Below are 21993 nucleotides of genomic sequence, written 5' to 3' on the forward strand. Positions count from 1 at the left end.
AAAGAACACGAGCATGATCCGATTCAATCGGAGCGGATCATGCGCTCGGATGCGTGGCTACCGCGCGTTCGTCGCGGCACTCGCGCTCGCGTCCATCACGACGGTTGCAAAGGCCGGCTCGCCGGGGCCGGCCGCGCACCGCTTTTCGGCGGAAGGCCTCGCCAAGGTCTCCGCCTATGTCGGGAACGAGGTCGCGACCGGGAAGCTACCCGGTGCGATCCTGTTGCTGCAACAGCATGGCAAGCCGGTCTACTACCAGAATTTCGGAGTCCGTGACGTCGCCACCGAATTCTCGATGAGCGCGGATACCATCTTCCGTCTCTATTCGATGTCGAAGCCGATCACGACGGTCATCGCGATGATGCTGGTGGAGGAGGGCAAGCTTGCCCTCAACGATCCGGTGTCGAAATACATCCCGGCCTTTGCCGACATGAAGGTCGGCGTGGAGAAGCGTGGCGACGAGGGCAAGCCGTCGATGACGCTGGAGCCGCTCAAGCGGCCGGTCACCATCGAAGACCTGATGCGCCACACGGCAGGCTTGCCCTACGGCTATTATGGCGGCGGTGTCGTGAACAAGACCTACGCCGATGCCGGCCTGTTCGACAATGATCCCGACAATGCCGAATTCGTGGCGCGGCTCACGGCGATGCCGCTCGCCGAGCAACCCGGCACGCAATGGGACTACGGCCATTCCACCGATGTGCTCGGCCGCATCATCGAGGTGATAACAGGCAAATCCCTGTTTCAGGTCGAGAAGGAGCGGCTGCTCGATCCGCTCGGCATGAACGAGACCGCGTTCTATGTCGCCGACCGCGCGAAATGGCCGCTGATCGCCGAGCCGATGCCGAAGGATCGCAACCTCAGCCCGATCGCTGACATCAGCGACCCGCGCCAGCCGCTGCGGCGCGAATCCGGCGGCGGCGGCCTGGTCGGCACCATCGGCGACTATGCGCGCTTCTCGCAGATGCTTCTGAACGGCGGCAGCTATCAGGGCCGGCGCTATCTGAAGCCGGAAACCATCGCGCTGATGGCGTCGGATCATATCGGTCCGGAAACCGGGGTCGTGCGCGACAAGAACTATTATCCCGGTCCGAACTCCGGCTTCGGCCTCGGCTTCGCGGTCCGCACCTCGGTGCCGGCGAATACATCCTGGCCGTTGGGCGAGTATCGCTGGGACGGTGTCGGCGGCACGTTCTTCTTCATCGATCCCGCGGACGATCTGTTCGGGATATTCATGGTGCAGACGCCGTCACAGCGCGGCCGGATCCAGCAGGAGCTGAAGACGCTGATCTACCAGGCGATGGGAAGGTAGATCCGGGCAAGACCATCTTCTCGTCATTGCGAGCGAGAGCGAAGCAATCCATCCCGCCACTTGCTGAGACATGGATTGCTTCGTCGCTTCCGCTCCTCGCAATGACAGTGTGGGAGCTACGCCGCGCGAACGATATCCCTGACGTGGCCGATCATTTCCTCGATCTGGGCCGCGGTGACATCGAGATGCGTGCAGGCCCTGATCCGGCCGTCCATCATTGCCAGCGTTACGCCGCGCTTGCGCAGCTCGGTGACCATCTTGTCGCCGGATACGCCGGCGCCGTCGGGCTTGAAGAAGACGAGGTTGGTCTCGGGCGCCTGCACTGCAATGCCGTTGATCTGCGACAGCCCGCGCGCCAGCGCCCGCGCATTGGCATGATCGTCGGCGAGGCGGTCGACGTGGTGATCGAGTGCGTAGATGCAGGCGGCGGCACAGACGCCGGACTGCCGCATCGAGCCGCCGAGCCGCTGCTTCCAGCGCCAGACGTCGTCGATGAAGGCGCGTGTGCCGGCGATCACGCCGCCGATCGGCGCGCCCAGGCCCTTGGAGAAATCGATCCAGGCCGAATCCCAACCGGCCGTCATGTCGCGCGGCGAGATGCCGGATGCGACGGTAGCATTCAGGAGCCGCGCGCCGTCCATATGGGTCACGAGCCCATGGGTCTTGGCGATGCGCGCGACCTCGTCGAGTGCGGCCTTCTTCCAGATCGTACCGCCGCCGATATTGGCGGTCTGCTCGACGCTGACGAGCACCTGCGGCGGCTGGTAGCGGGTGCGTGGATGCAGCGCCGCGCGGAAGGTCTCCGGCGTGAACTGGCCGTCATCGCCCGGCAGCTGCGTGATCTGGAAACCGCCGAGCGCGGCATGCGCGCCGCCCTCGCGGGCGATGATATGCGCGGTCGCGTGCGCCAGGATCTCGTCGCCGGGGCGGCAATAGGCCAGCGTCGCCGCGACGTTGCACATCGTGCCCGATGGCATGAAAACGGCAGCCTCCTTGCCGAGCAGATCGGCGACGCGGGCGCAGAGTTCGTTGGTCGTGGGATCGTCACCGACCTGCTCGTCACCGACCTCTGCCTTGGCCATCGCCTCGCGCATCGCCGGCGTCGGCTTCGTCTGGGTGTCCGACAGCAGGTTGATGCGGACGGCGGGCGCCTTCGGATCGGGCGGGGCAGGGGTGTAGTGCATGATGTTTCTCTCGGTCGATGTGCCGCGACTTTAGCCAAACAAAAAGGCCCCGGCAAAACCGGGGCCTTTCCAAACTCGCAATGCTGAACTGATCAGCGCGAATAGAATTCGACGATCAGATGCGGCTCCATCTGTACCGGGAACGGCACGTCGGTGAGGGCCGGGGTGCGGACGAACTTCGCGGTCATCTTGCCGTGATCGACCTCGAGGAAGTCAGGCACGTCGCGCTCGGGCAGCTGGGCGGCTTCCAGCACCGGCGTCAGCTGCTTGGAGGCTTCCTTGACCTCGATGGTGTCGCCGATCTTCAGCTTGTAGCTGCCGATGTTGACCTTGCGGCCGTTCACCTTGACGTGGCCGTGGTTGATGAACTGGCGCGCGGCGAACATCGTGGCGACGAACTTGGCACGATAGACCACGGTGTCGAGACGGCGCTCGAGGAGGCCGATCAGGTTCTCGCCGGTGTCGCCCTTCAGGCGGCTGGCTTCGACATAGATGCCGTGGAACTGGCGCTCGGAAATGTTGGCGTAGTAGCCCTTGAGCTTCTGCTTGGCGCGGAGCTGCACGCCGAAGTCGGAGAGCTTGCCCTTGCGGCGCTGGCCGTGCTGGCCGGGGCCGTATTCGCGGCGGTTCACGGGGCTCTTCGGGCGGCCCCAGATATTCTGGCCCATGCGGCGATCGATCTTGTACTTCGCCTCACTGCGCTTTGTCATCGCGTCCTCTTTGGATAGCCGTCGCACGAAGCGCCCGGCGTTTTGTCAGTCTAGGGTTTGAGGAGACGCGCCCTCCTGTGTACCGGCCAAAAGGCCTGTACCGACAGGTTCGCCTCGAAAGCTCGGGGAGAACCACGGGTCGCGAAACGCATCGCGGGCCGAAACCGGCCCGCGAGCAAGGGTGGTCTTAAGGAGAAAGTCCGGTTCTGTCAAACAAAACGCGGGGCGTTTTGGGCCGAATCGGCGTCAAAATCGACTATTTCGGCCCTCAAAGGCGATTTCTGGCCGCGCGGACGCCAAAGGCCAAATTTGGTTCGGTTCACGGCGCCGGTTTCGCCAAGGGCTCGCCGGCCTTGACGATGTAGACTCCGAGCACCTTGAGCGGCTTTTCGCCGGAAGTCTTGGCGTCGTGCACCGCACCTTCCGGGAATCTGGTAGGAATCTCCAGCCTTCAGCTTCAACGGCGGCTTGCCGTCGATCAGGAGCTCGAGCTCGCCGTCGAGCACATAGCCGGTTTCAACACCGGGATTGCTGTGACGCCCCGACGCACCCCCGGCCGGAACCTCGGCAATCGCCGTGACCGTGTTGTAGCCCGCGGGGAAATCGACCTTCTGCAGCGGGGTTCGCTTGATGCCGCTCTGTTGCGCAACAGCAGCGCCGGCACCGGCAAACGCGATCACAGTGAGACCAAGCAGCAATTTTCTGAACATGCATTTCCTCCCAACCGGCGGGAGTGTGGCAGCGCGGAATCGCGGCGAAAAGCAGGTGATGTGTGATGTGCGCTTTCGACATTGGGATTAGTCCGTTCATCTAACAGCGCAGGCTGTCGTGAAACTGGACGCGGCCGTGCTTACGCGAAGCCTACAGGCTGTTTAGGCAATTGCGGTGCTGCGCCGCAGGAAGATGCTGCGCGCCGGGCCGCGGTTCCTTCACGACGAAGCCGGAATATTCTTCGGCGGCAGGCGACTGCGCCAAGCGCGTGGTTGGCTTCGCTTCACGCCTGGCGCTTGATCCCGGCGAACGCAGCCGCGATGCCGCGCTGGAACAGCGACCAGTCGAAGCCGAGCGCGAGTGCGAGGTAGCCGCGGTCGATCATCGCGTTGGCCTGCTCGGCGGTGCGCGCGACGCCGCCGATCGGCACGCCGCTCTTCATGATGCCTTGCTCGGCGCGCTGCATCAGCGCGACCACTTCGGGATCGTCAGGCAGGCCGCGCTTGTTGATCGAGGTGGCGAGATCGCCGGGGCCGATCACCGCGAGGTCGATGCCGGGCGTCGCCATGATCTCATCGATCCGGTTCACGGCATCGACATGCTCGATCGTGATCATGCAGATCATGTCGTCGTCGGCGGTCGCCATGTAATCGTTCATCGAGACCCCCCAGCGGAATGGCGCATGAAACGGGCCCCAGAGCCGGTCGCCCCGCGGCGGGTAGCGCACGCTGCGCACCGCTTTCTCGGCGTCGGCGCGATTGCAGATCATCGGAAAGTTGATGCCGAGCGCACCGATGTCCATCGGCGCCTTGGCGAGATGCGGCTCGTTGGCGGCGATCCGCACCATCGGCACGCAGGACGTGCCTGAGGTCGCCACGATCATCGCATGCGCGGTGCCGAGATCGATCGGGCCGTGCTCGAGATCGACGATGATCCAGTCCAGCGACTGCGCCATGATCTGCACGGTCTGGATGCTTGGAATGGTCGCAATTGCGCCGAAGCTCGGGCGCTTGTCGCGCCACTGTTGTCGCAGGCGGTTGAGCGGCGTCAGCGGGGCTGCGGTCAAATGCGATCCTCCTGCGAAGCAAGGACAAAACTAGCAGCACCGCGTGACAGCAAAAGGCTCAGGCCGGGACGCGGCCGCCGAAGAATGGCGTCAGCGCCTCGCTCAGCTTGTGCGGACGCTTCGAGGTGAAGATCATCTCGGCGCCGGCCTCGTCGCTCTCGGTGCCGGCCGGGCCGAGCAGGTCCGCGACGCGACGGGCGATTGCGGGGGCCGGATCGATCCAGTCGACCGGCCAGGGCGCGAGCCTCGACAGCCGTTCCAGCAACAGCGGATAATGCGTGCAGGCGAGCACGACGGTGTCGGTGCGGGCAGGGTCATTGACGCCGGCGCCGACGAAGCAGGGCTCAAGCTCGGCCGCGATGTCCTCATCGCGCACGGTTTGGCCGCTGAGGGCTGCTTCCGCCAGCGAGGCGAGCTCGCCGGAACCGACCAGCGTCACCTCGCAGCCCTGCGCAAAGTCCGAGATCAGCTTGCGGGTATATTCCCGTTTCACAGTGCCTCTGGTGCCGAGCACCGAGACGCGTCGTGTCTTCGACGAGGCGCAGGCCGGCTTGATCGCAGGCACCGTGCCGACGAAGGGCAGGCGGTAAGCGTCGCGCAGATGCGACATCACCAGCGTGGACGCCGTGTTGCAGGCGATCACGACGAGGTCAGGCGCGTGGGTCTCGATCAGCTCGCCGACCAGCGGCACCACGCGGGCGATGATCTCATCCTCGGTGTGGTGGCCATAGGGGAAGAATGCGTCGTCGGCGACGTAAACATAGTGTGCGTCGGGCCGGGCGCGGACAATCTCGCGCAGCACGGTGAGGCCGCCGAGGCCGGAATCGAACACCAGGATGGTTGGGGGAGTGGACACGCGGAAATTCTATCCGAAGCAGGGTTACCATTCAGTTGTCTTTGCCTGCCCGGCCTTTGGGGCCGACAAAAGGCGGTGAAGCCGGGAATTTCATATGGCCTTGGTCAATACCTGCAAGTATCACGGCAAACTATTGCTGCGACGTGTGAAATCCAAACGGGTTGCCGGGGACCAATCGACCATGATCCGCAATACCACCGTGAGCTGGGGCTCGCTCGCCCGCGCGTTCCACTGGGTGCTCGGCATCGCCATCATCGGCATGCTGGCCTACGGCTGGTGGATGAACCACATCCCGGCGCGGGCGGACAAGTTCTTCTACCGCTCGATCCACGCCGACATCGGCTATCTGGTGCTGCTGTTCACGGTGCTGCGGCTGCTCTGGCGCGGCGTCAATCCGACGCCGGCGCTGCCGGCCGACATGCCGGCCTGGCAGCGGATCGCCGCCCATGTCAGCCATGGCGCACTCTATGCCGTCACCGTCCTGGTGGCGATGCTGGGCTGGGCCCATTCCGGCTCCCGCGCCCAGGACTATTCGAGCTTCTTCGGCCTGTTCCACGTGCCCCAGATCACCTCGCCCGACAAGGCGGCGGCGGATGCCTATGAGGGGCGCCACATCTTCTTCGCCTATGTGCTGCTGGCGCTGATCGTGCTGCACCTCGTCGCGGTCGCCTACCACCACTTCGTCAAGCGCGATCGCGTTGCTGCGCGGATGATGGGGGCGGGTGAGGTCGACCGCGCCCGCTAGGCGGGGGCCGGTGTTCCAAAATGATCGCCGGCGCGGGGACAACCGCGCTACCCTGAACAGGGGCGGCCATCGCGGCCGGAACGCTCGTGGACAATCCCGCACTCGATCAAGCGAACTGGCGGATGCCGGACGAGGGCGCGCCGCATGCCGCCACCTGGATGGCGTTCGGCGCCAGCGCGGCGATCTGGGGCGGCAAGCTGCTGCCGGTTGCGCGGGACAATCTCGCCACTATCGCCAAGGCCATCGCGGCCTATGAGCGCGTCAACATGCTGGTGCGCGAGGAGGATCACGACATCGCCGAGCGGCTCTGCGGTCCCACGGTCAGCCTCGTCATTCGACCGGTCGATGACGTCTGGATGCGCGATACCGGGCCGGTCTTTGTGAAGGATCCGTCGGGGCAACTCGGTGCCGTCGGCTTCAATTTCAACGGCTGGGGCAACAAGCAGCGCCATGCGCTCGATGCCGAGGTCGCAGAACACGTGGCCCGGGCTGCGAAGGCGACATTCATCAAGGCCGGCCTGGTGCTGGAAGGCGGCGGCATCGAAGTCGACGGCGAGGGGACCGCCATCATCACCGAGAGCTGCGTCCTCAACCCAAATCGCAACCCGGGTGTGTCCAAGGACAAATGCGAGGCCGAATTGTCTCGCGTCCTCGGGCTGGAGAAGATCATCTGGCTGCCCGGCATTGCCGGCAAGGACATCACCGACGGGCACACCGACTTCTATGCACGGTTTGCCAGTCCCGGCGTCGTCGTCACGGGCCTCGAACAGGACCCGTCGTCGTTCGACCACGCGGTCACGAAACGACACCTCGAGATCCTGCGCGGCGCTGTTGATGCCAAGGGCCGGCGCCTGGAGGTCGTGGTGTTGCACGGACCGTCAACCTGGCGCGCAAAATACGGCAACAAGGATTTCGCCGCCGGATACATCAATTTCTACGTCTGCAACGGCGCCGTGATCGCACCGGAATTCGGCGACGCGGCAGCCGACCGCAACGCGCGCGATATCCTGCGGGAGCTGTTTGCCGACCGCGAGGTCATCCAGCTCAACATCGACGGCATCGCCGCCGGCGGCGGTGGAATTCACTGCACCACGCAACAGCAGCCGCGTTGATGACGCAGGCCGCACCGGCCGCGAACCAATCGCGGCCGGGTTCATGAGCTGCGCGCGTGGCGCTAGCCGGCCGGCATCTGCTTCTCGACCAGGCGCACCCAGTAGGAGGCGCCGTGGCCGAGAATGTTGTCGTTGAACTTGTAGGCGGGGTGGTGGCACATCGGACCATCGCCCATGCCGAGGAAGACGAACGCGCCGGGGCGCGCCTCCAGCATGAACGCAAAATCCTCGGCGCCCATGACCGGCACCAGATTGTCGTTGACGCGGTCGGCGCCGACCACGTCGCGGGCGACCTCGGCGGCGACGCCGGCCTCGCGCGCGTGGTTCAGCGTCACCGGATACATGCGTCCATAATCCGTCTCGGCCGATCCGCCATAGGCCTTGGCGATACTGGAGGCGACCTCGCCGATCCGGCGCTCGACCATATCGCGCACCCCGGGATCGAGCGTGCGCACGGTGCCGCCCAGCGTGACGGTCTCCGGGATCACGTTGAAGGCGCTGCCGGCCTCGAACATGGTGATCGAGATGACCGCCGATTTCAGCGGATCGAGATTGCGCGACACGATCGATTGCAGCGCGTTGATGATCTGGGCGCCGATCAGCACGCTGTCGATCGCCTCGTGCGGGGCGGCGCCGGCGTGGCCGCCCTTGCCGTGCACGACGATCTTCAAGGTGTCGGACGAGGCCAGCATCGGGCCGGGCGTGGTCGCGAAATAACCTTCGGGCAGGCCGGGCATGTTGTGCAGGCCGTAGACCTCCTGGATGCCCCAGCGGGTCATCAGCCCGTCGTCGACCATCGCCTTGCCGCCGGCGCCGCCTTCCTCGGCGGGCTGGAAGATCACGACCGCGGTGCCGTCGAAATTGCGCGTCTCGGTGAGGTATTTCGCGGCGCCCAGCAGCATCGCGGTGTGGCCGTCATGGCCGCAGGCGTGCATCTTGCCCGGGATCTTCGAGGCGTAGTCGACGCCCGACGCCTCCACGATCGGCAGCGCGTCCATGTCGGCGCGCAGTCCGATGGTCTTGCCCGAATTGGACTTGCGGCCACGGATCACGCCGACCACGCCGGTGCGCCCGATCCCGGTCACCACCTCGTCGCAGCCGAACTCGCGCAGCTTCTCGGCAACAATGCCGGCGGTGCGGTGGACCTCGTAGAGCAGCTCGGGATTCTCGTGGAAGTCATGGCGCCAGGCGGCCATTTCATCCGAGAGGGCGGCAACGCGATTGACGATGGGCATGGGAAGCGTCCGTTTCTTGTGATTGCGTAGAGCGGGTTAGCGTAGCGTAACCTGCCGGCTTGTCACGCGAAAGCGACCGTCATCCCGGGGCAATTCGACCCCAATTTCGCAATTGCGAATGCTGCAATCTCGAGATTATGGCCCGAGATTCCGGGTTCACGCGCGGTGCGCGTGCCGGGAATGACGGAGGAGGTCTCAGCTTGTGATCTGCGCCCGATTTTACCGGGCTCACCGGGGCAGCCGCTACAAATTCGCCAGCCCGCATTCGACGGCGAGGCGGACCAGCTGGGCGTCGGTCCGCATGCCGGTCTTGGCCTTGATCAGGTAGTGATAGTTCTGCACGGTCTTGGTGCTGAGGTTGAGGTTGGCGGCGATCTGCTCCTTGGTGCTCCCGGCGGCGAATTGCCTGAGGATCTCGATCTCGCGCTCGCCGAGCTGGTCGAGCGCCGATTTGGTCGGCACCAGGCTCTCCAACGCGAGCACCCGCGCGACGTCGTCGCTCATCGCGTGCTCGCCGCGCGCCACCGAGCGGATCGCCGCGATCAGCTCGGCCGGCTCGCTGCCCTTGGTGACGAAGCCAGAGGCGCCGGCGCCGAATGCCGCCTTCACCTGCGCCGCCTCGCTGTGCATGCTGAAGACGAGGACGCGGGCGTCGGCGTCGCGCGCGCGGATGTTACGGATCGCCTCCAGTCCGCTCGCGCCGGGCATCGAGATATCCATCACCACCACATCGGGCGCGTGCGACTTGAATGCGCGGTAGGCGTTGGCGGCGTTGTCGGCCTCGGCGACGACGCGAAAATCGTCCTGATGCTCGAGCACGCGCCGATAGCCCTGACGGACGACGGGATGATCGTCCACCAGCAGGATCGAGATGCCTCTGGTCGTCACGGTTGCCATCTTCGCGGTCGTCATCTCAGGCGGCGAGCGGGATCGTGGCGGCGACGCTGAGGCCGCGGCTGGCGCGCGCGATCGACAGCGAGCCGCCGAGCGCGGCGACGCGCTCGCTGACGCCGGTGAGGCCGAAGCCGGCCGACTGCGCCACCTTGGCCGCATCGCCGCCACCGTCGTCCTCGACGCGCACCAGCAGCGCATTCTCGGTTCCGGTCCGCCGCTCGATCCGCAGCACGATCTCGCGCGCGGCACTGTGGCGTAGCGCATTGGTCAGGCACTCCTGCGCCACGCGATAGGCGGTGGCTGCGACCGTGCCGCTGATGTCGGCGAGGTCGCCCTGCAAATCGAGCTGGATCATCGGCTGCGTCGTACGCGATCGCCAGCTGTCGACGAGATCGACCAGGCTTGCCTCCAGCCCGAGCTCCTCGGCCGGCGGATGGCGCAAGCGATTCAGCGTATCGCGCAGGCAGGCCATGATGCGGCGCGTCGCCTGCGAGATCATCCGCGCGTCCTGCGAAATTTCGGTGCTGGCGGCGTATTTGTCCCCGGCGCTCGCCTCGATCGTGTTGGCGAAGGCGAGGATCGCGGTCAGGTTCTGGCCGAACTCGTCGTGCAGTTCGCGCGCCAGCGTCCGGCGTTCGTCGCTGCGGATTTCGAGCAGGCGCCGCGTCAGCACCGTGCGCTCTTCCTCGGCCTGCGCGAGGCGGTCGCCGAGATCGCCGACGGCGCGTCCGATCATCGCGAGCTCCATCGAGCGGACGCGCGGCAGCGGGGTCCGGTAATCACCGTCGGCCATGCGCCGGAGCGCCGACACGATCGAATGGGCGGGCGCCAGCGTATGCGCGATCGCAAGCGAGGCGAGCAGCGCGATCGCGAGCGCCATCAACAGCGCGACATGGATGTTGTCCAGGATGTGCTGCCAGGCGAGCGCGATCGCGGCGGCCGGATCGGCGACGGCGCGGACGGTTCCCGCTGTCGCGGCGCGGGCGCTGATCGGCCGCTCCACGGTGGCGTGATCGCCGAGCACCGTCTGCACGGTGGTTGCGAACCAGCGCGGCGGCGCCTTGCCGATGCCCTTGCTCTGGCCGCAGAGCGGCTTCTCGAAGGCGCCCGCCGGTTCGAACTGCACGCAGATCCCGGGCGCGATCAGGCCCATGGTCTCGATGGTGCGCCAGTCCGGCGCCGGCAGCAATTGCTCGCGCATCCGGTTGCTGCGCAGCAGCAATTCGCGCCAGTACAGCGCTTCGAGCGATTGCGACATCCGTTCCGCGGACGCCTCGGTGGCACGATCGACACTGCGATAGGCGTCGATCGTGGCCCAGACGGTGGCTGCGCCAAGGCACAGCGCGACGATGACGAGCAGGCGGGCGACCAGTTGAAGCACGAGGCGCATGCGATCACTCCACGGCCAGAGCATGATCCGAAAAAGTGTGGCGCGGTTTCATGCTCAAACGAGCGGAGCGATGCTAACAGCACCGCTGTTCCCCGCCAATCGCAAGCATGCCAAGCTGTGCAGGTCGGGAAATTTGCCCGACCAAACTTGGGCAGATGTCTTTGGACGGCGGCCGCCGGCTCTGCTCTAACGGCAGGTGAGGTCCTCGCGGAGCCTCATGGAACAATCGCCACAGGGAGCTCACGCAGCATGGACGCCAAGGTCGAGGCTGCGGCCGCACCGGCCGGCACGGACGCGGCGGAGCGCAGCGTCCTGCTGCTCTGGATGATCTTCACCGGCCTTTCGATCTTCGCCGCCTTCCTGCTGTGGCGCTACGGGCTGATCCGTCTCTTGGTCAGTTCCGACCGCACCTACATCTCCAGCGTCATCGCGGTTCTCTACATCGTCACCTGCATCCATTGCTTCTGGCGGACGCGGGCGATCGCGCGGGAAGGCCAGGTGGCGCGGTCCTGCCGCGCGATCCTCGCCGCGCCCGACGGCGCCAAAGCGCTGGCTGCGGATGCGCGCAGCCTGCCGCGAGGCCTCGTCACCGATCACATCAAGAGCCTGGTGCAGAAGGCCGACGCGCAGGCCAAGGGGCGGATCGACCAGACCCTGCTGCTGCGCACGCTGGCCGACCGCCTGCGCGGGTCCAACGGCTTCGGCGCCTTCGTCTCCGACACGCTGATGAAGCTCGGCCTGCTCGGCACCATCATCGGCTTCATCATCATGCTGGCGCCGATCGCCTCGCTCGATGCCGCCGACAAGGTCGCGATGAAATCCTCGATGGGCCTGATGAGCGACGGCATGGCGGTGGCGATGTACACGACGCTCGCCGGGCTGATCGGATCGATCCTGGTTCGGATCCAGTACTATATGCTGGATTCCGCGACCCAGCGGGTGTTTTCCGATGCCGTCGTGCTGACCGAGACGCACGTCACCCCGGCCCTGGAAAATCGCCTCGGTACGACGCCATGATGGATGAGTTCGGCCTCTATCCGCGCGAGGAATCTTTCGATCCCCTTGGTGTCATGCTGTTCAAGGCGCTACAGGTGATCGCCTTCCTGTTCTTCCTGGCGCTGCTTTCGGTGTCGCCGGACTCCAAGGAAGGCAAGATCGAATCCAAGGCGGAGTTCATCATCACGATGGACTGGCCGGATAATCATCCCGACGATCTCGACCTGTTCGTGCAGGATCCCGCCGGCAACATCGCCTGGTACCGGCATCGCGAGGCCGGCTTCCTGACGCTCGACCGCGACGATCGCGGCGGCGCCAACGACTTCATCGTGGTCAACGGCAAGAAGATCGCATCTCCGATCCGCGAGGAGATCGTCACCTTGCGTGGCATCGTCGCCGGCGAATACACCGTCAACGTCTCGCATTTCCAGGCCACGACCGGCGAGCCGGTGCAGGCCAATGTGAAGGTGCAGAAGCTCAATCCGACGGCGCAGGTGATCTTCGACGACAAGCTGACCGTCGATCACACCGGCGACGAGAAGACCGCGGTGCGGTTTCGTCTCGACGCCGAGGGCAAGGTGATCAACGTCGACCGGCGGCCGAAATCGCTGCTCGAGACCTTCCGCAGCAGCTGGCGCAACGGCGCCGACCTCGATCCGAACACCGGCGTGCCGAAATCCGGGGTCAGGGTGCTCCGCAATGATTAGCTTGCAGTCAGTGATCCTCACCATTGCGGTCGCCTACGCGGTGATCGCTGCGCTGCTGCTGATCGTGCTGGTCTATGCGCGGCTGCATTGGTCGCTGAAGGCTGTCGTCATCGTCGTGACCAGCGCGTTCTACTTCGTCAGCTTCGGCGGCATGCGCGGCCTGCTCGGCTGGGCGTCTGCGGAAAAATTGCCGGCCAACTTCAAGCTGCTGTCGACGCGGATCGTGGAGCCGCATTCGCTGGAGGGTGACCCGGGCTCGATCTATCTCTGGGTCGAGGAGCTCGACGAGGACAACCGGCCGAGCGCCGTCCCGCGCGCCTTCCGGATTCCCTACAGCGACGCACTGGCCGAGCAGACCCACACCGCCGACAACGAGATCAAGGCCGGGCATCCGCAAGGGGGGCGGGCGGCGGATTTCGGTGGCGGCGACGGGACCCTCATGGACTTCGTCAGGGAGTACGTCACGCCGAAGACGATCGTGGAGACCACCGGCGGCGATTCCACCACGGGGACGTTCGTGGCACCGCCGGCCGGCGCCCAAGGATCGGTGTTCACGCCGCTGCCACCGCCGCGGATGCCGCCCAAGGACGAGCAGTGATAGGGTGGCGCATTGATCAAGGGATGGCACAAAAATAGGGATCGCCAATAATCAGTCAGAGGCGTGGACAGTAGTCATCCGGAATTCCTCAATCCCCTGAACGGTGTATCCTGGGGATAACCGGGGCTAGATTTTATCCCGAAGCCATTTTCCCGGCAAAGGGGCCGCTGCGTGAGGCGGCCCCTTTCGATTCCGGCATATGGTTCCGGTGCGGCGAGGCGGCCTTACAGCACTGTCAGGAACGCGATCGCGAGGACCATCAGCCAGCCGACAATGACCAGCGACGCCACCGCGCCTGCGGTGATCTTGGCGATCTCCTTCAACGTCATCGGACGATCCATGTGAGCCTCCCGGGTAGCCCTGAGGCGGGACGTAGGTACGGATTGGCAGGTCGCTCGGCTGCTCACGAAACGTTGTTAGCATCATACGGCCGGCGGCAGGGCCGGTAGGCCGGCCGGACCGCATAGCTGTCATCTCGCAAAGTTTGTCTGACAGATATTGAAATCTGTCAGCGGGATGGTGTATATACTCAACAGCCCAATGGGAGGAGGGCGCCCGGCGGCTGTTCCGGCGTTTTGGCCGGGACAACGGGACTTTAATTTGATTACCTCGAAGGACTACCTCCATGACGATAGAAATCTTTCAATTGACCACCCAGATTCAACAGTGGCTCAACCTTCGCGTCGCCCGTCACTTGGCTGCCCAGGCCGCCAAGTTCACCCGCGGGCAGGACAGCGATAACCAGACGGTAAACGCATGAACGAGGCGGTGGTTTTGACACCCGAGCGGATCCTCGAGGCAACTGAGGATGTCTTGAGGCGCTTCGGGCTGACCAAGGCCACCGTTGTGGACGTGGCCCGTGCGCTGGATGTCAGCCACGGCAGCGTCTACCGTCACTTCCCCAGCAAAGCCTCGCTGCGCGACGCTGTCGCCAAGCGTTGGCTGGACCGCGCCAACGAGCCGCTGTGCAAGCTCGCAGCCGGCTCGGGCCCCGCGCCGGAGCGGCTGGAGAAATGGCTGCGCACCGCCTTCAACATCAAGCAGAAGAAGGTCTGCGACGATCCGGAGATGTTCGCGACCTACCTCGCGCTGGCGCAAGGCGCGCGCGAGGTGGTGGAAGCCTACAAGGACAAGCAGGTCGATCTGATCGCGAAGATCCTGTCCGACGGCGTCGCGCAGGGCGAATTCGAGATCGATGACGTCAAGACGACGGCACGTGCCGTGTTCGATGCGACCGTCCGCTACCATCACCCGGCGCATGCCGAGGAATGGGCCAAGCCCGAATGCCCGTCGCGGATCGACGCCCTGATCGCCCTGCTGCTGCGGGGCGTGCGGGTGTGCAAGCACTAGCCGATCGTTCTTCCGACATCCTCTGACTACCTGGTGCCTTTGGCCCGATTGCGGGCCCGGGGCCGCGTGTGCTTGATATCGGGCAGGATAAGTCACGCGGACCACGATGCGGCTTGCACTCTTTGCCGATATTCACGCCAACCGGCAGGCCTTCGCCGCCTGCCTGGATGCCGCGCGGGCGCGCGGCGCCGAGCGGCTGATCTGCCTCGGCGATATCGTCGGTTACGGCGCCGATCCCGAATGGGCCGTCGACACGGTGGTGGACCTGGTCGCGAAGGGCGCAGTTGCAGTACGCGGCAATCATGACAATGCGATCGGCGTTCCCAGCGACAGCATGAATGCCGACGCGCAGGCCGCCATCGACTGGACCCGCAGCCGGCTCAGCGGCGAACAGAAGGCGTTCCTCGCGGGCCTGCCGATCATGCGCGAGGAGGACAACCGCCTCTACGTGCATTCCGAGGCCTCGGACCCCGCGAAGTGGCGCTATGTCCGCGACACGTCAGATGCCGCGCGCAGCATGATGGCGACCGAGTTGCAGATCACGTTCTGCGGCCACATCCATCGTCCCGGTCTCTACTCGATGTCCTCCACCGCGAAGATGACGAGCTTCGTCCCGACCTCGGGCGTCGCCATCCAATTGCTGACGGGCCGGCGCTGGCTTGCGGTGCTCGGCTCGGTCGGTCAGCCGCGCGACGGCGATCCCGCCGCGTCATTTGCGATGTTCGACACCGCGAGCCGCGAGATCACCTATCACCGCGTGCCTTACGACGTCGCGACCGCCGCAGCGCGGATCAAGGCGGGCGGCCTGCCGCTCTGGCTCGCCGACCGTCTGTCGCTCGGCAGGTGACGCCAGTGGTTGCGCTGACGATGCAGCCGGGCGCCGAGATCGATGGCTTCACCATCGGCGAGCGGGTGCACCGCGGCGGCATGGCGACGCTGTGGACCGTCACCCATCCGGGCATCAATGTTCCGTTGCTGATGAAGGTGCCGCTGACCTCTGAGGGTGAGGATCCGGCTGCAATCGTCAGCTTCGAGATGGAGCAGATGATCCTGCCGCGGCTGTCGGGGCCGCACGTGCCGGCCTGTTTCGGCACCGGCGACTTCGAGCGTCAGGCCTATGTGGTGATGGAGCGGATCCCCGGGCAGACGCTCTACAAGCGGCTCGACGCCCTGCCGATCGCTTACGAGGAGGCGAGGGTGATCGGCGGCAAGATCGCGACCGCGCTCGCCAGCCTGCACCGGCAGAACGTCATCCATCACGACATCAAGCCGAGCAGCATCATGTTCCGCGAACGCGGCGAGGCGGTGCTGATCGATTTCGGCCTCTCGCATCACCAGCATCTGCCCGACCTGTTGCAGGAGGAGTTTCGCCTGCCTTACGGCACCGCGCCCTATATGGCGCCGGAACGCCTGCTTGGGGTGCGCGACGATCCGCGCAGCGATCTGTTTTCGCTCGGCGTGCTGCTCTATTTCTTCACCACCGGCGTCCGCCCGTTCGGCGAGACCGAGACCCTGCGCGGCATGCGCCGGCGGCTGTGGCGCGATCCCTATCCGCCGCGCAAGCTCAAGCCCGACTATCCGCCGTGGTTGCAGGAGATCGTGCTGCGGTGTCTGGAGATCGACCCCGCGGCGCGCTATCCGACCGCGGCACAACTCGCCTTCGATCTCGGCCATCCAGAACAGGTGAAGCTCACCGCGCGGGCGCAGCGGCTCAATCGCGATCCGCTGCTTACGGTCTGGCGTCGCCGCTTCAATCTCGGCGCGGCGCCGCCGCAGCCGAAGTCCAATGTCGCAGCGCAGCTCGCATCGAGCCCGATCGTCGCCGTCGCGCTCGACATCGGCGAGGGCGACGGGGCGCTGAACCAGACCATTCGCACCATCGCCGAGCAGGTGCTGTCGACCTCGCCATCGGCACGGCTCGCCTGCGTCAACGTGCTGAAGCTCAATCGCCTGGCGATCGACCGCAGTCATGACGAGCAGGGCCAGAACAAGCACGTCGATCGACTGGTGGCGCTCCAGCACTGGGCGCGGCCGTTCAGGCTCGGGGATAACCGGCTGACCGTGCATGTGCTGGAGGCGATTGATCCCGCAGCCGCCATCCTGGAATTCGCCGCGGTCAATCTGGTCGACCACATCATCATCGGCGCGCGGCAGAACTCGATGCGGCGCGCGCTGCTCGGCAGCGTGTCCTCGAAAGTCGCTGCGGAGGCGCCATGCACGGTGACCGTGGTGCGGCCGTCGCGCCTGTTGTCACAAGCAGACGGCGAAGAGGCGGCGGACCAGGCGGCGAATGCCGCGGTCACGCCGCCCGCAGTATTTTAGCTTCGCCGGACGATCAGATCGCTTCGCCGCGCGCCTCGGCCGCCGCATGGCGGATTGCGGCGATGTTGGTCTTGTAAGCCTCGACCGTGCCGCCCTTGAACACGGCAGAGCCCGCGACAAAGGCGTTGGCGCCGGCGGCGGCGAGCTGGCCCGCGACGTCGGGCGCAACGCCGCCATCGACCTCGATGTCGATCGGACGGCCCGCTGTCATCGCCCTGACGTCGGAGATCTTGCCGATCGCCGAGCGGATGAAGGCCTGGCCGCCGAAGCCGGGATTGACCGACATGACAAGCACGAGGTCGATCAGGTCGAGCACATATTCGATCGCGCTCGCCGGCGTTGCCGGATTGAGCGAGACGCCGGCCTTCTTGCCGAGCGCGCGGATCGCCTGCAGCGAGCGATGCAGATGCGGGCCGGCTTCGGCATGCACCGTGATGTGGTCGCAGCCGGCCTTGGCAAAGGCCTCGAGATAGGGATCGCAGGGCGAGATCATCAGATGGGCGTCGAAGATCTTCCTGGTGTGCGGCCGCATCGCCTTGATGACGTCGGGGCCGTAGGAAATGTTCGGCACAAAATGTCCGTCCATCACGTCGAGATGGATCCAGTCGGCGCCGGCCTGGTCGACGGCGCGGACCTCCTCGCCGAGCTTAGAGAAATCCGACGCCAGGATCGACGGAGCGATAACGAGGGGACGCGGGGTGAATGACTGAGTCATAGCGCAGTTCCGAAAGACTTCAGGGGGCGACGGGTGATCCCGCCTAACATGCGCAGGCGTGGCGGGCAATGCGAGCCGACGAAGCCTTCGAGCGGGAAAATTCTGCCGCCGGCGGCAGCTCTTGCCGGGTGCCCGGAGCCCGTATCGATGCGCCAAGGCCTGGTTTTATTGGGTTTTTGCCATGGCACACCCTTTGCTCAGCCACTGATCAGCGTTTGAGCCGCCGGGCGCGGCCTTGTTGGAGTATTGCCATGTTATTTGCCATTGGCGCTGCGTCATCCGCCATCGATCTTTTGAGCTCGCTGATGTCGTCGAAGTCGACGACCCAGACCGGCAGTTCCAGTCAAGGCAGCCAGTCGACGGGGCTGTTCGCCCCCTCGACCACGACATCGACGTCGACCAGCAGCAGCACCAGCGCCGGATCGGGCTCTGCCACCCAGCAGATTTCGCCGCAGACCATGAGTGCGCTGCTCGACGCGCAAAGCCAGACGCAGACCACGGCATCGACCAGCACGGCTTCGACCGGCACCACGTCGACCAGCCAGTCGGCTGCGTTGAAGGATCTGTTCTCGCTGATCGACGCCGACGGCAACGGCCAGATCACAAAGACGGAATTCGAGAAGGCGCTCGGCGCCGGCGGCACCAACATTGCGCAGGCCGACGATGTGTTCTCCAAGCTCGATAAGAATGGCGACGGCAGCGTCAGCCTCGACGAGATGTCGCAGGCGTTGCAAGGCCACAAGGGCGGCGGCCATCACCGCCACCACATGGAAACCGGCTCGACCGATGGATCCGGCTCCAGCAGCGGCTCGGGTGGATCGAGCTCCGATCCCTTGATGCAGGCGCTGAACGGCGCCACCTCGACGTCGGTGACCAACAGCGACGGCTCGACCACGACGACGACGACCTATGCCGACGGCTCCAAGGTGTCGATGACGATGCCGGCCACGGCTTCCACCACCAGCAGCACGACCTCATCCTCCGCCAGCAGCAACGCGACCTCGTCCTACAATTTCATCGAGCAGCTGATCCAGCGCCAGTCGCAGGCGATCTCGGCGCAGGCTGCGTCGTCGCTGTCGGTCAGCGCGTAACTGAGGCGGCACGACCGCGAGCTCCACGCCTCGCCCCGCGTGCGGGGAGAGGCCGGAACGCGTCGCCAGATGCGTTCCGGGTGAGGGGGAGTCTCCGCGAGTCCGTCTATCACCCTCGATGCGGAAGCAGCCCCTCACCCCAACCCTCTCCCCGTAAGAACGGGGCGAGGGAGCACACTGCTGCCGCGGCCCTAGCCGAACCGATCCTGCCAGCTCGGCAGTGCGCCGGGGAAGGGCAGTGCGGTCGCTGAATGGACGCCGCGTGCGATCGCGCGCGCCACCGTATTGGCCGCGATCGCTCCGAGCTTGGTCAGGCCGAACAGCGGATCGACCGGTTTGGCGCCGGTCGCCGCGGCGAACACCACATCGCCGTCGAGCGGGGCGTGCACCGGATAGATCGCGCGCGCCATGCCGGTCTGCGCGATCATCGCAAGCCGCCGCGCCTGCGGTTTTGTCAATTGCGCGTCGGTCACGACCACGACGAGCGTGGTGTTCTCGGCCGCCGTTGCGTCCGCACCGCCCTTCAGCCGCGGCGTGAGCATGTCCTGACTGAACGAGGGCGGCAGGCCGCGCCCGCCGAACTCGCCGCCCATCTCGAACGGCGCCGCCCAGAACCACGGACCGTGGCCGACCGTGACGCTGCCGACCGCGTTGACCACCGCAAGCGCTGCGACCTTGACGCCGTCGTCGGTTGTGGCCGACGCCGAGCCGAGGCCGCCCTTGAGGTTGGCGGTGGTGGCGCCCATGCCGGCACCGACGCTGCCGAGCGCGAAGTCATCGGCGGCCGCGTTCGCCGCGGCATAGCCGAGATCGCGATAGGGCGGGAAGCGCCCCCACGCCTTGTTGCCGCCGTTGAGCAGGTCGAAGCAGATCGCGCCGGGCACGATCGGGATCACCGCGTCGCGGATGCGAAAGCCGCGGCCGCGCTCGGCGAGCCAGGCCTGCACGCCGCCGGCCGCATCGAGCCCGAGCGCGGAGCCGCCGGACAGCGTGATGGCGTCGATCGCCTCGACGACATTATGCGGGGCAAGCAGCGCGTCCTCGCGGGTGCCGGGACCGCCGCCGCGGACATCGATCGAGGCGACCGCCGGCCGCTCGAACAGGATGGCGGTGACGCCAGAGGCGATCACGGCGTCGTCGGCGTGGCCGACGCTGACGCCGGCAATATCGGTGAGAAGGTTTTTCACGATGCGTCCATCCGCCTGCTGTCCGATCGATCCGGTATAGCAGCCGCGCTACCAAAGCAAAACGCCCCGGCGGACCGGAGCGTCTATTACTCTGTCCCCGTCATTGCGAGCGAAGCGATCCATTGTCACCGATTACGCGGAAAGATGGATTGTTTCGTCGCTTCAGCGCAAAATTGCTTTGCAATTTTGTCGCCGAGCTCCTCGCAATGACGGCGAAGGATGGGAAGCGGCTCAGGAGCCCTTCGGATTGATCTCGGTGTAGTTTCCCTTGGCGTCCCACTTGTAGACGACATAGTCGATCGCCTTGATGTCGCCCTTGGCGTCGAAGGCCATCTTGCCGAGCACGGTGTCCCACTCGCCGGCCTTGATGGTGGCCATCACCTTCTTGGCGTCGGTCGAGCCGGCCTTGGCGACGGCCTGGGTCCACACCTGCATCGCGGCGTAGGTGTAGAGCGTGTAGCCTTCGGGATCGATGTTCTTGGCCTTGAACTTCTCGACGATCGCCTTCGCGGTCGGCTTGTTGCGCGGATCGGGGCCGAAGGTGAACAGCGTGCCCTCGGCGGCGGGGCCGGTGATCGAGGCGAACTCCTTGTCGTTCATGGCGTCGCCCGCCATCAGCACGGTCTGCAGGCCCTGGTCGCGCATCTGACGCAGGATCAGGCCGGCTTCCTGATGGTAGCCGCCGACATAGACCAGATCGATGTTGTCGCGCTTCAGGCGCGAGACGATCGAGTTGAAGTCCTTGTCGCCTTTGTTGTAGGACTCGAACATCTTCTCCTGGAAGCCGGCCTTGTTCAGCGCCTTCTTGGTCTCGTCGGCGAGGCCTTTGCCGTAGGTGGTCTTGTCGTTCAGGATCGCGACGTTCTTGCCCTTGAAGCTTTTCATGATGTAGTCGGCGGCGACCAGGCCCTGCTGGTCGTCACGGCCGCAGACACGCGCCACGTTCCAGAGCTTGCGCTCGGTGAACAGCGGGTTGGTCGAGGCCGGGGTGATCTGCAGCACGTTGGCGTCGGCATAGGCCTCGGAGGCCGGGATCGACGACGACGAGCAGAAGTGGCCGGCCACGAACGGAATCTTCGCGGAGCCGATCTTTTCGGCGATCGAGCGCGCCTGCTTCGGATCGCAGGCATCGTCGTCGGCTTCCAGCGCGAGCTTCTTGCCGAGCACGCCGCCGGCGGCGTTGATGTCGGCGACCGCCTGCTCGGCGCCGTTCTTCATCTGCCGGCCAAAAGCGGATTCGGAGCCCGTCATCGGGCCCGCGACTGCGATGGTGATGTCTTGCGCGAACGCGCTCGCCGATAGTGCGAACGACGCGCCCAGTGCCAGGCCGATCAGCTTCAGTGATTTCATGAGACGTCCCTCGTGGTCGTTGCCTCTTGCGGAAGGGCCCGGCACGCCGGGCCCCAAAACCGCGGGCATTCTCGGCTGATTTCGCGGCGAAGTCACCGGCAATTTTCAGGCAAATCGACGCTGCATCAGCTGCATCTTGCTGCAGGGGCGGCACGGAACGTGCAGCTAGCCGCGGCGGCCGCCTTCCAGATAGGCGGCGCGGATTTCCGGGCGCTGCAGCAATTCGGCGCCGGTTCCTGCCAGCGTGATCAGGCCGTTGACCATGACATAGCCGCGATGGGCGAGCTTCAGCGCGTGGTTGGCGTTCTGCTCGACGATCAGCACGGTGAGGCCGTCCTGCCGGTTCAGCGTGCGGATGGCGTCGAAGATCTGCCGCGCGATCAGCGGCGCGAGGCCGAGCGACGGCTCGTCCAGCATCAGGAGCCGCGGCCGGCTCATCAGGGCGCGGCCGATCGCCAGCAT

Annotated in this window: 22 protein-coding genes and 1 pseudogene; 11 read left to right on the forward strand and 12 right to left on the reverse strand. The window is 65.6% G+C overall.

Annotation, left to right across the window (positions count from 1 at the left end):
• Window positions 1–49: 49 nt before the first annotated feature.
• On the forward strand, window positions 50–1312 hold the full coding sequence (locus H8A95_RS01650; protein ID WP_229181501.1) for a serine hydrolase domain-containing protein: 1263 nt from the start codon (window positions 50–52) through the stop codon (window positions 1310–1312).
• Between the two features lie 116 nt (window positions 1313–1428).
• On the opposite strand, the gene H8A95_RS01655 is transcribed toward H8A95_RS01650, so the two are convergent.
• The 5 genes and pseudogenes from H8A95_RS01655 to murI form a co-directional block, all read right to left on the reverse strand.
• Window positions 1429–2496 carry a threonine aldolase family protein gene (locus H8A95_RS01655; RefSeq protein ID WP_229181502.1) on the reverse strand — a complete coding sequence of 356 codons (1068 nt, stop codon included), beginning with the start codon at window positions 2494–2496 and terminating at the stop codon, window positions 1429–1431.
• A gap of 92 nt (window positions 2497–2588) precedes the next feature.
• Complete coding sequence (gene rpsD / locus H8A95_RS01660) at window positions 2589–3206, reverse strand: 30S ribosomal protein S4 (RefSeq protein ID WP_229181503.1); 618 nt, start codon at window positions 3204–3206, stop codon at window positions 2589–2591.
• A gap of 319 nt (window positions 3207–3525) precedes the next feature.
• Window positions 3526–3916 (reverse strand): annotated as a pseudogene (locus H8A95_RS01665) (cupin domain-containing protein).
• 284 nt (window positions 3917–4200) lie between these two features.
• Window positions 4201–4983 (reverse strand): HpcH/HpaI aldolase family protein, encoded by a 783-nt coding sequence (locus H8A95_RS01670; RefSeq protein ID WP_229181504.1) that lies wholly within the window; start codon window positions 4981–4983, stop codon window positions 4201–4203.
• Window positions 4984–5041: 58 nt separating this feature from the next.
• Window positions 5042–5839, reverse strand: a complete 798-nt coding sequence (gene murI / locus H8A95_RS01675) for a glutamate racemase (RefSeq protein WP_229181505.1) — start codon at window positions 5837–5839, stop codon at window positions 5042–5044.
• Between the two features lie 181 nt (window positions 5840–6020).
• Here murI and H8A95_RS01680 point away from each other — a divergent pair, with 181 nt between their 5' ends.
• Together H8A95_RS01680 and H8A95_RS01685 are read left to right on the forward strand one after the other, a co-directional pair.
• Entirely contained in the window at window positions 6021–6584 is a 564-nt protein-coding gene (locus H8A95_RS01680) for a cytochrome b (RefSeq protein WP_229181506.1), read from the forward strand.
• An 86-nt stretch (window positions 6585–6670) separates the two neighbouring features.
• A complete protein-coding gene (locus tag H8A95_RS01685; RefSeq protein ID WP_229181507.1) occupies window positions 6671–7696 on the forward strand; it encodes an agmatine deiminase family protein in 1026 nt (341 codons plus the stop codon).
• A gap of 62 nt (window positions 7697–7758) precedes the next feature.
• On the opposite strand, the gene H8A95_RS01690 is transcribed toward H8A95_RS01685, so the two are convergent.
• The 3 genes from H8A95_RS01690 to H8A95_RS01700 all read right to left on the reverse strand — a co-directional run bounded on the left by H8A95_RS01690 (window position 7759) and on the right by H8A95_RS01700 (window position 11215).
• Complete coding sequence (locus H8A95_RS01690) at window positions 7759–8931, reverse strand: M20 aminoacylase family protein (RefSeq protein ID WP_229181508.1); 1173 nt, start codon at window positions 8929–8931, stop codon at window positions 7759–7761.
• 243 nt (window positions 8932–9174) lie between these two features.
• Window positions 9175–9828 carry a response regulator gene (locus tag H8A95_RS01695; protein WP_229181509.1) on the reverse strand — a complete coding sequence of 218 codons (654 nt, stop codon included), beginning with the start codon at window positions 9826–9828 and terminating at the stop codon, window positions 9175–9177.
• 16 nt (window positions 9829–9844) lie between these two features.
• Window positions 9845–11215, reverse strand: a complete 1371-nt coding sequence (locus H8A95_RS01700; protein WP_229181510.1) for a histidine kinase — start codon at window positions 11213–11215, stop codon at window positions 9845–9847.
• Between the two features lie 249 nt (window positions 11216–11464).
• Here H8A95_RS01700 and H8A95_RS01705 point away from each other — a divergent pair, with 249 nt between their 5' ends.
• From H8A95_RS01705 to H8A95_RS01730, 7 genes are all read left to right on the forward strand, one after another.
• The gene (locus H8A95_RS01705) at window positions 11465–12232 is read left to right on the forward strand and encodes a MotA/TolQ/ExbB proton channel family protein (RefSeq protein WP_229181511.1); all 768 of its coding nucleotides are present in this window, start codon (window positions 11465–11467) and stop codon (window positions 12230–12232) included.
• Window positions 12229–12918, forward strand: coding sequence for a hypothetical protein (locus H8A95_RS01710; protein ID WP_229181512.1), 690 nt, complete (start codon window positions 12229–12231; stop codon window positions 12916–12918). Before H8A95_RS01705 ends, H8A95_RS01710 begins: the two co-directional genes overlap by 4 nt.
• The gene (locus H8A95_RS01715; protein ID WP_229181513.1) at window positions 12911–13516 is read left to right on the forward strand and encodes a hypothetical protein; all 606 of its coding nucleotides are present in this window, start codon (window positions 12911–12913) and stop codon (window positions 13514–13516) included. Before H8A95_RS01710 ends, H8A95_RS01715 begins: the two co-directional genes overlap by 8 nt.
• 625 nt (window positions 13517–14141) lie before the next feature.
• A complete protein-coding gene (locus H8A95_RS43700) occupies window positions 14142–14276 on the forward strand; it encodes a hypothetical protein (RefSeq protein WP_274617361.1) in 135 nt (44 codons plus the stop codon).
• Entirely contained in the window at window positions 14273–14866 is a 594-nt protein-coding gene (locus H8A95_RS01720) for a TetR/AcrR family transcriptional regulator (protein ID WP_229181514.1), read from the forward strand. Before H8A95_RS43700 ends, H8A95_RS01720 begins: the two co-directional genes overlap by 4 nt.
• A gap of 106 nt (window positions 14867–14972) precedes the next feature.
• A complete protein-coding gene (locus tag H8A95_RS01725; RefSeq protein WP_229181515.1) occupies window positions 14973–15713 on the forward strand; it encodes a metallophosphoesterase family protein in 741 nt (246 codons plus the stop codon).
• 20 nt (window positions 15714–15733) lie between these two features.
• The gene (locus tag H8A95_RS01730) at window positions 15734–17188 is read left to right on the forward strand and encodes a serine/threonine protein kinase (RefSeq protein ID WP_229181527.1); all 1455 of its coding nucleotides are present in this window, start codon (window positions 15734–15736) and stop codon (window positions 17186–17188) included.
• Window positions 17189–17201: 13 nt separating this feature from the next.
• Here H8A95_RS01730 and rpe read toward each other — a convergent pair whose 3' ends face one another.
• The gene (gene rpe / locus H8A95_RS01735) at window positions 17202–17903 is read right to left on the reverse strand and encodes a ribulose-phosphate 3-epimerase (RefSeq protein WP_229181516.1); all 702 of its coding nucleotides are present in this window, start codon (window positions 17901–17903) and stop codon (window positions 17202–17204) included.
• 251 nt (window positions 17904–18154) lie between these two features.
• Between rpe and H8A95_RS01740 the strand changes: the two genes are divergently transcribed.
• A complete protein-coding gene (locus H8A95_RS01740; protein ID WP_229181517.1) occupies window positions 18155–18994 on the forward strand; it encodes an EF-hand domain-containing protein in 840 nt (279 codons plus the stop codon).
• Window positions 18995–19185: 191 nt separating this feature from the next.
• On the opposite strand, the gene H8A95_RS01745 is transcribed toward H8A95_RS01740, so the two are convergent.
• The 3 genes from H8A95_RS01745 to H8A95_RS01755 all read right to left on the reverse strand — a co-directional run.
• The gene (locus H8A95_RS01745) at window positions 19186–20181 is read right to left on the reverse strand and encodes a P1 family peptidase (protein WP_229181518.1); all 996 of its coding nucleotides are present in this window, start codon (window positions 20179–20181) and stop codon (window positions 19186–19188) included.
• A 231-nt stretch (window positions 20182–20412) separates the two neighbouring features.
• Window positions 20413–21531, reverse strand: coding sequence for a branched-chain amino acid ABC transporter substrate-binding protein (locus tag H8A95_RS01750; protein WP_229181519.1), 1119 nt, complete (start codon window positions 21529–21531; stop codon window positions 20413–20415).
• A 165-nt stretch (window positions 21532–21696) separates the two neighbouring features.
• A partial coding sequence (locus H8A95_RS01755) for an ATP-binding cassette domain-containing protein (protein WP_476727251.1) occupies window positions 21697–21993 on the reverse strand: 297 nt, incomplete at its 5' end.

Origin of the sequence: Bradyrhizobium oropedii, assembly GCF_020889685.1 — a bacterium.
Lineage (GTDB): Bacteria > Pseudomonadota > Alphaproteobacteria > Rhizobiales > Xanthobacteraceae > Bradyrhizobium > Bradyrhizobium oropedii.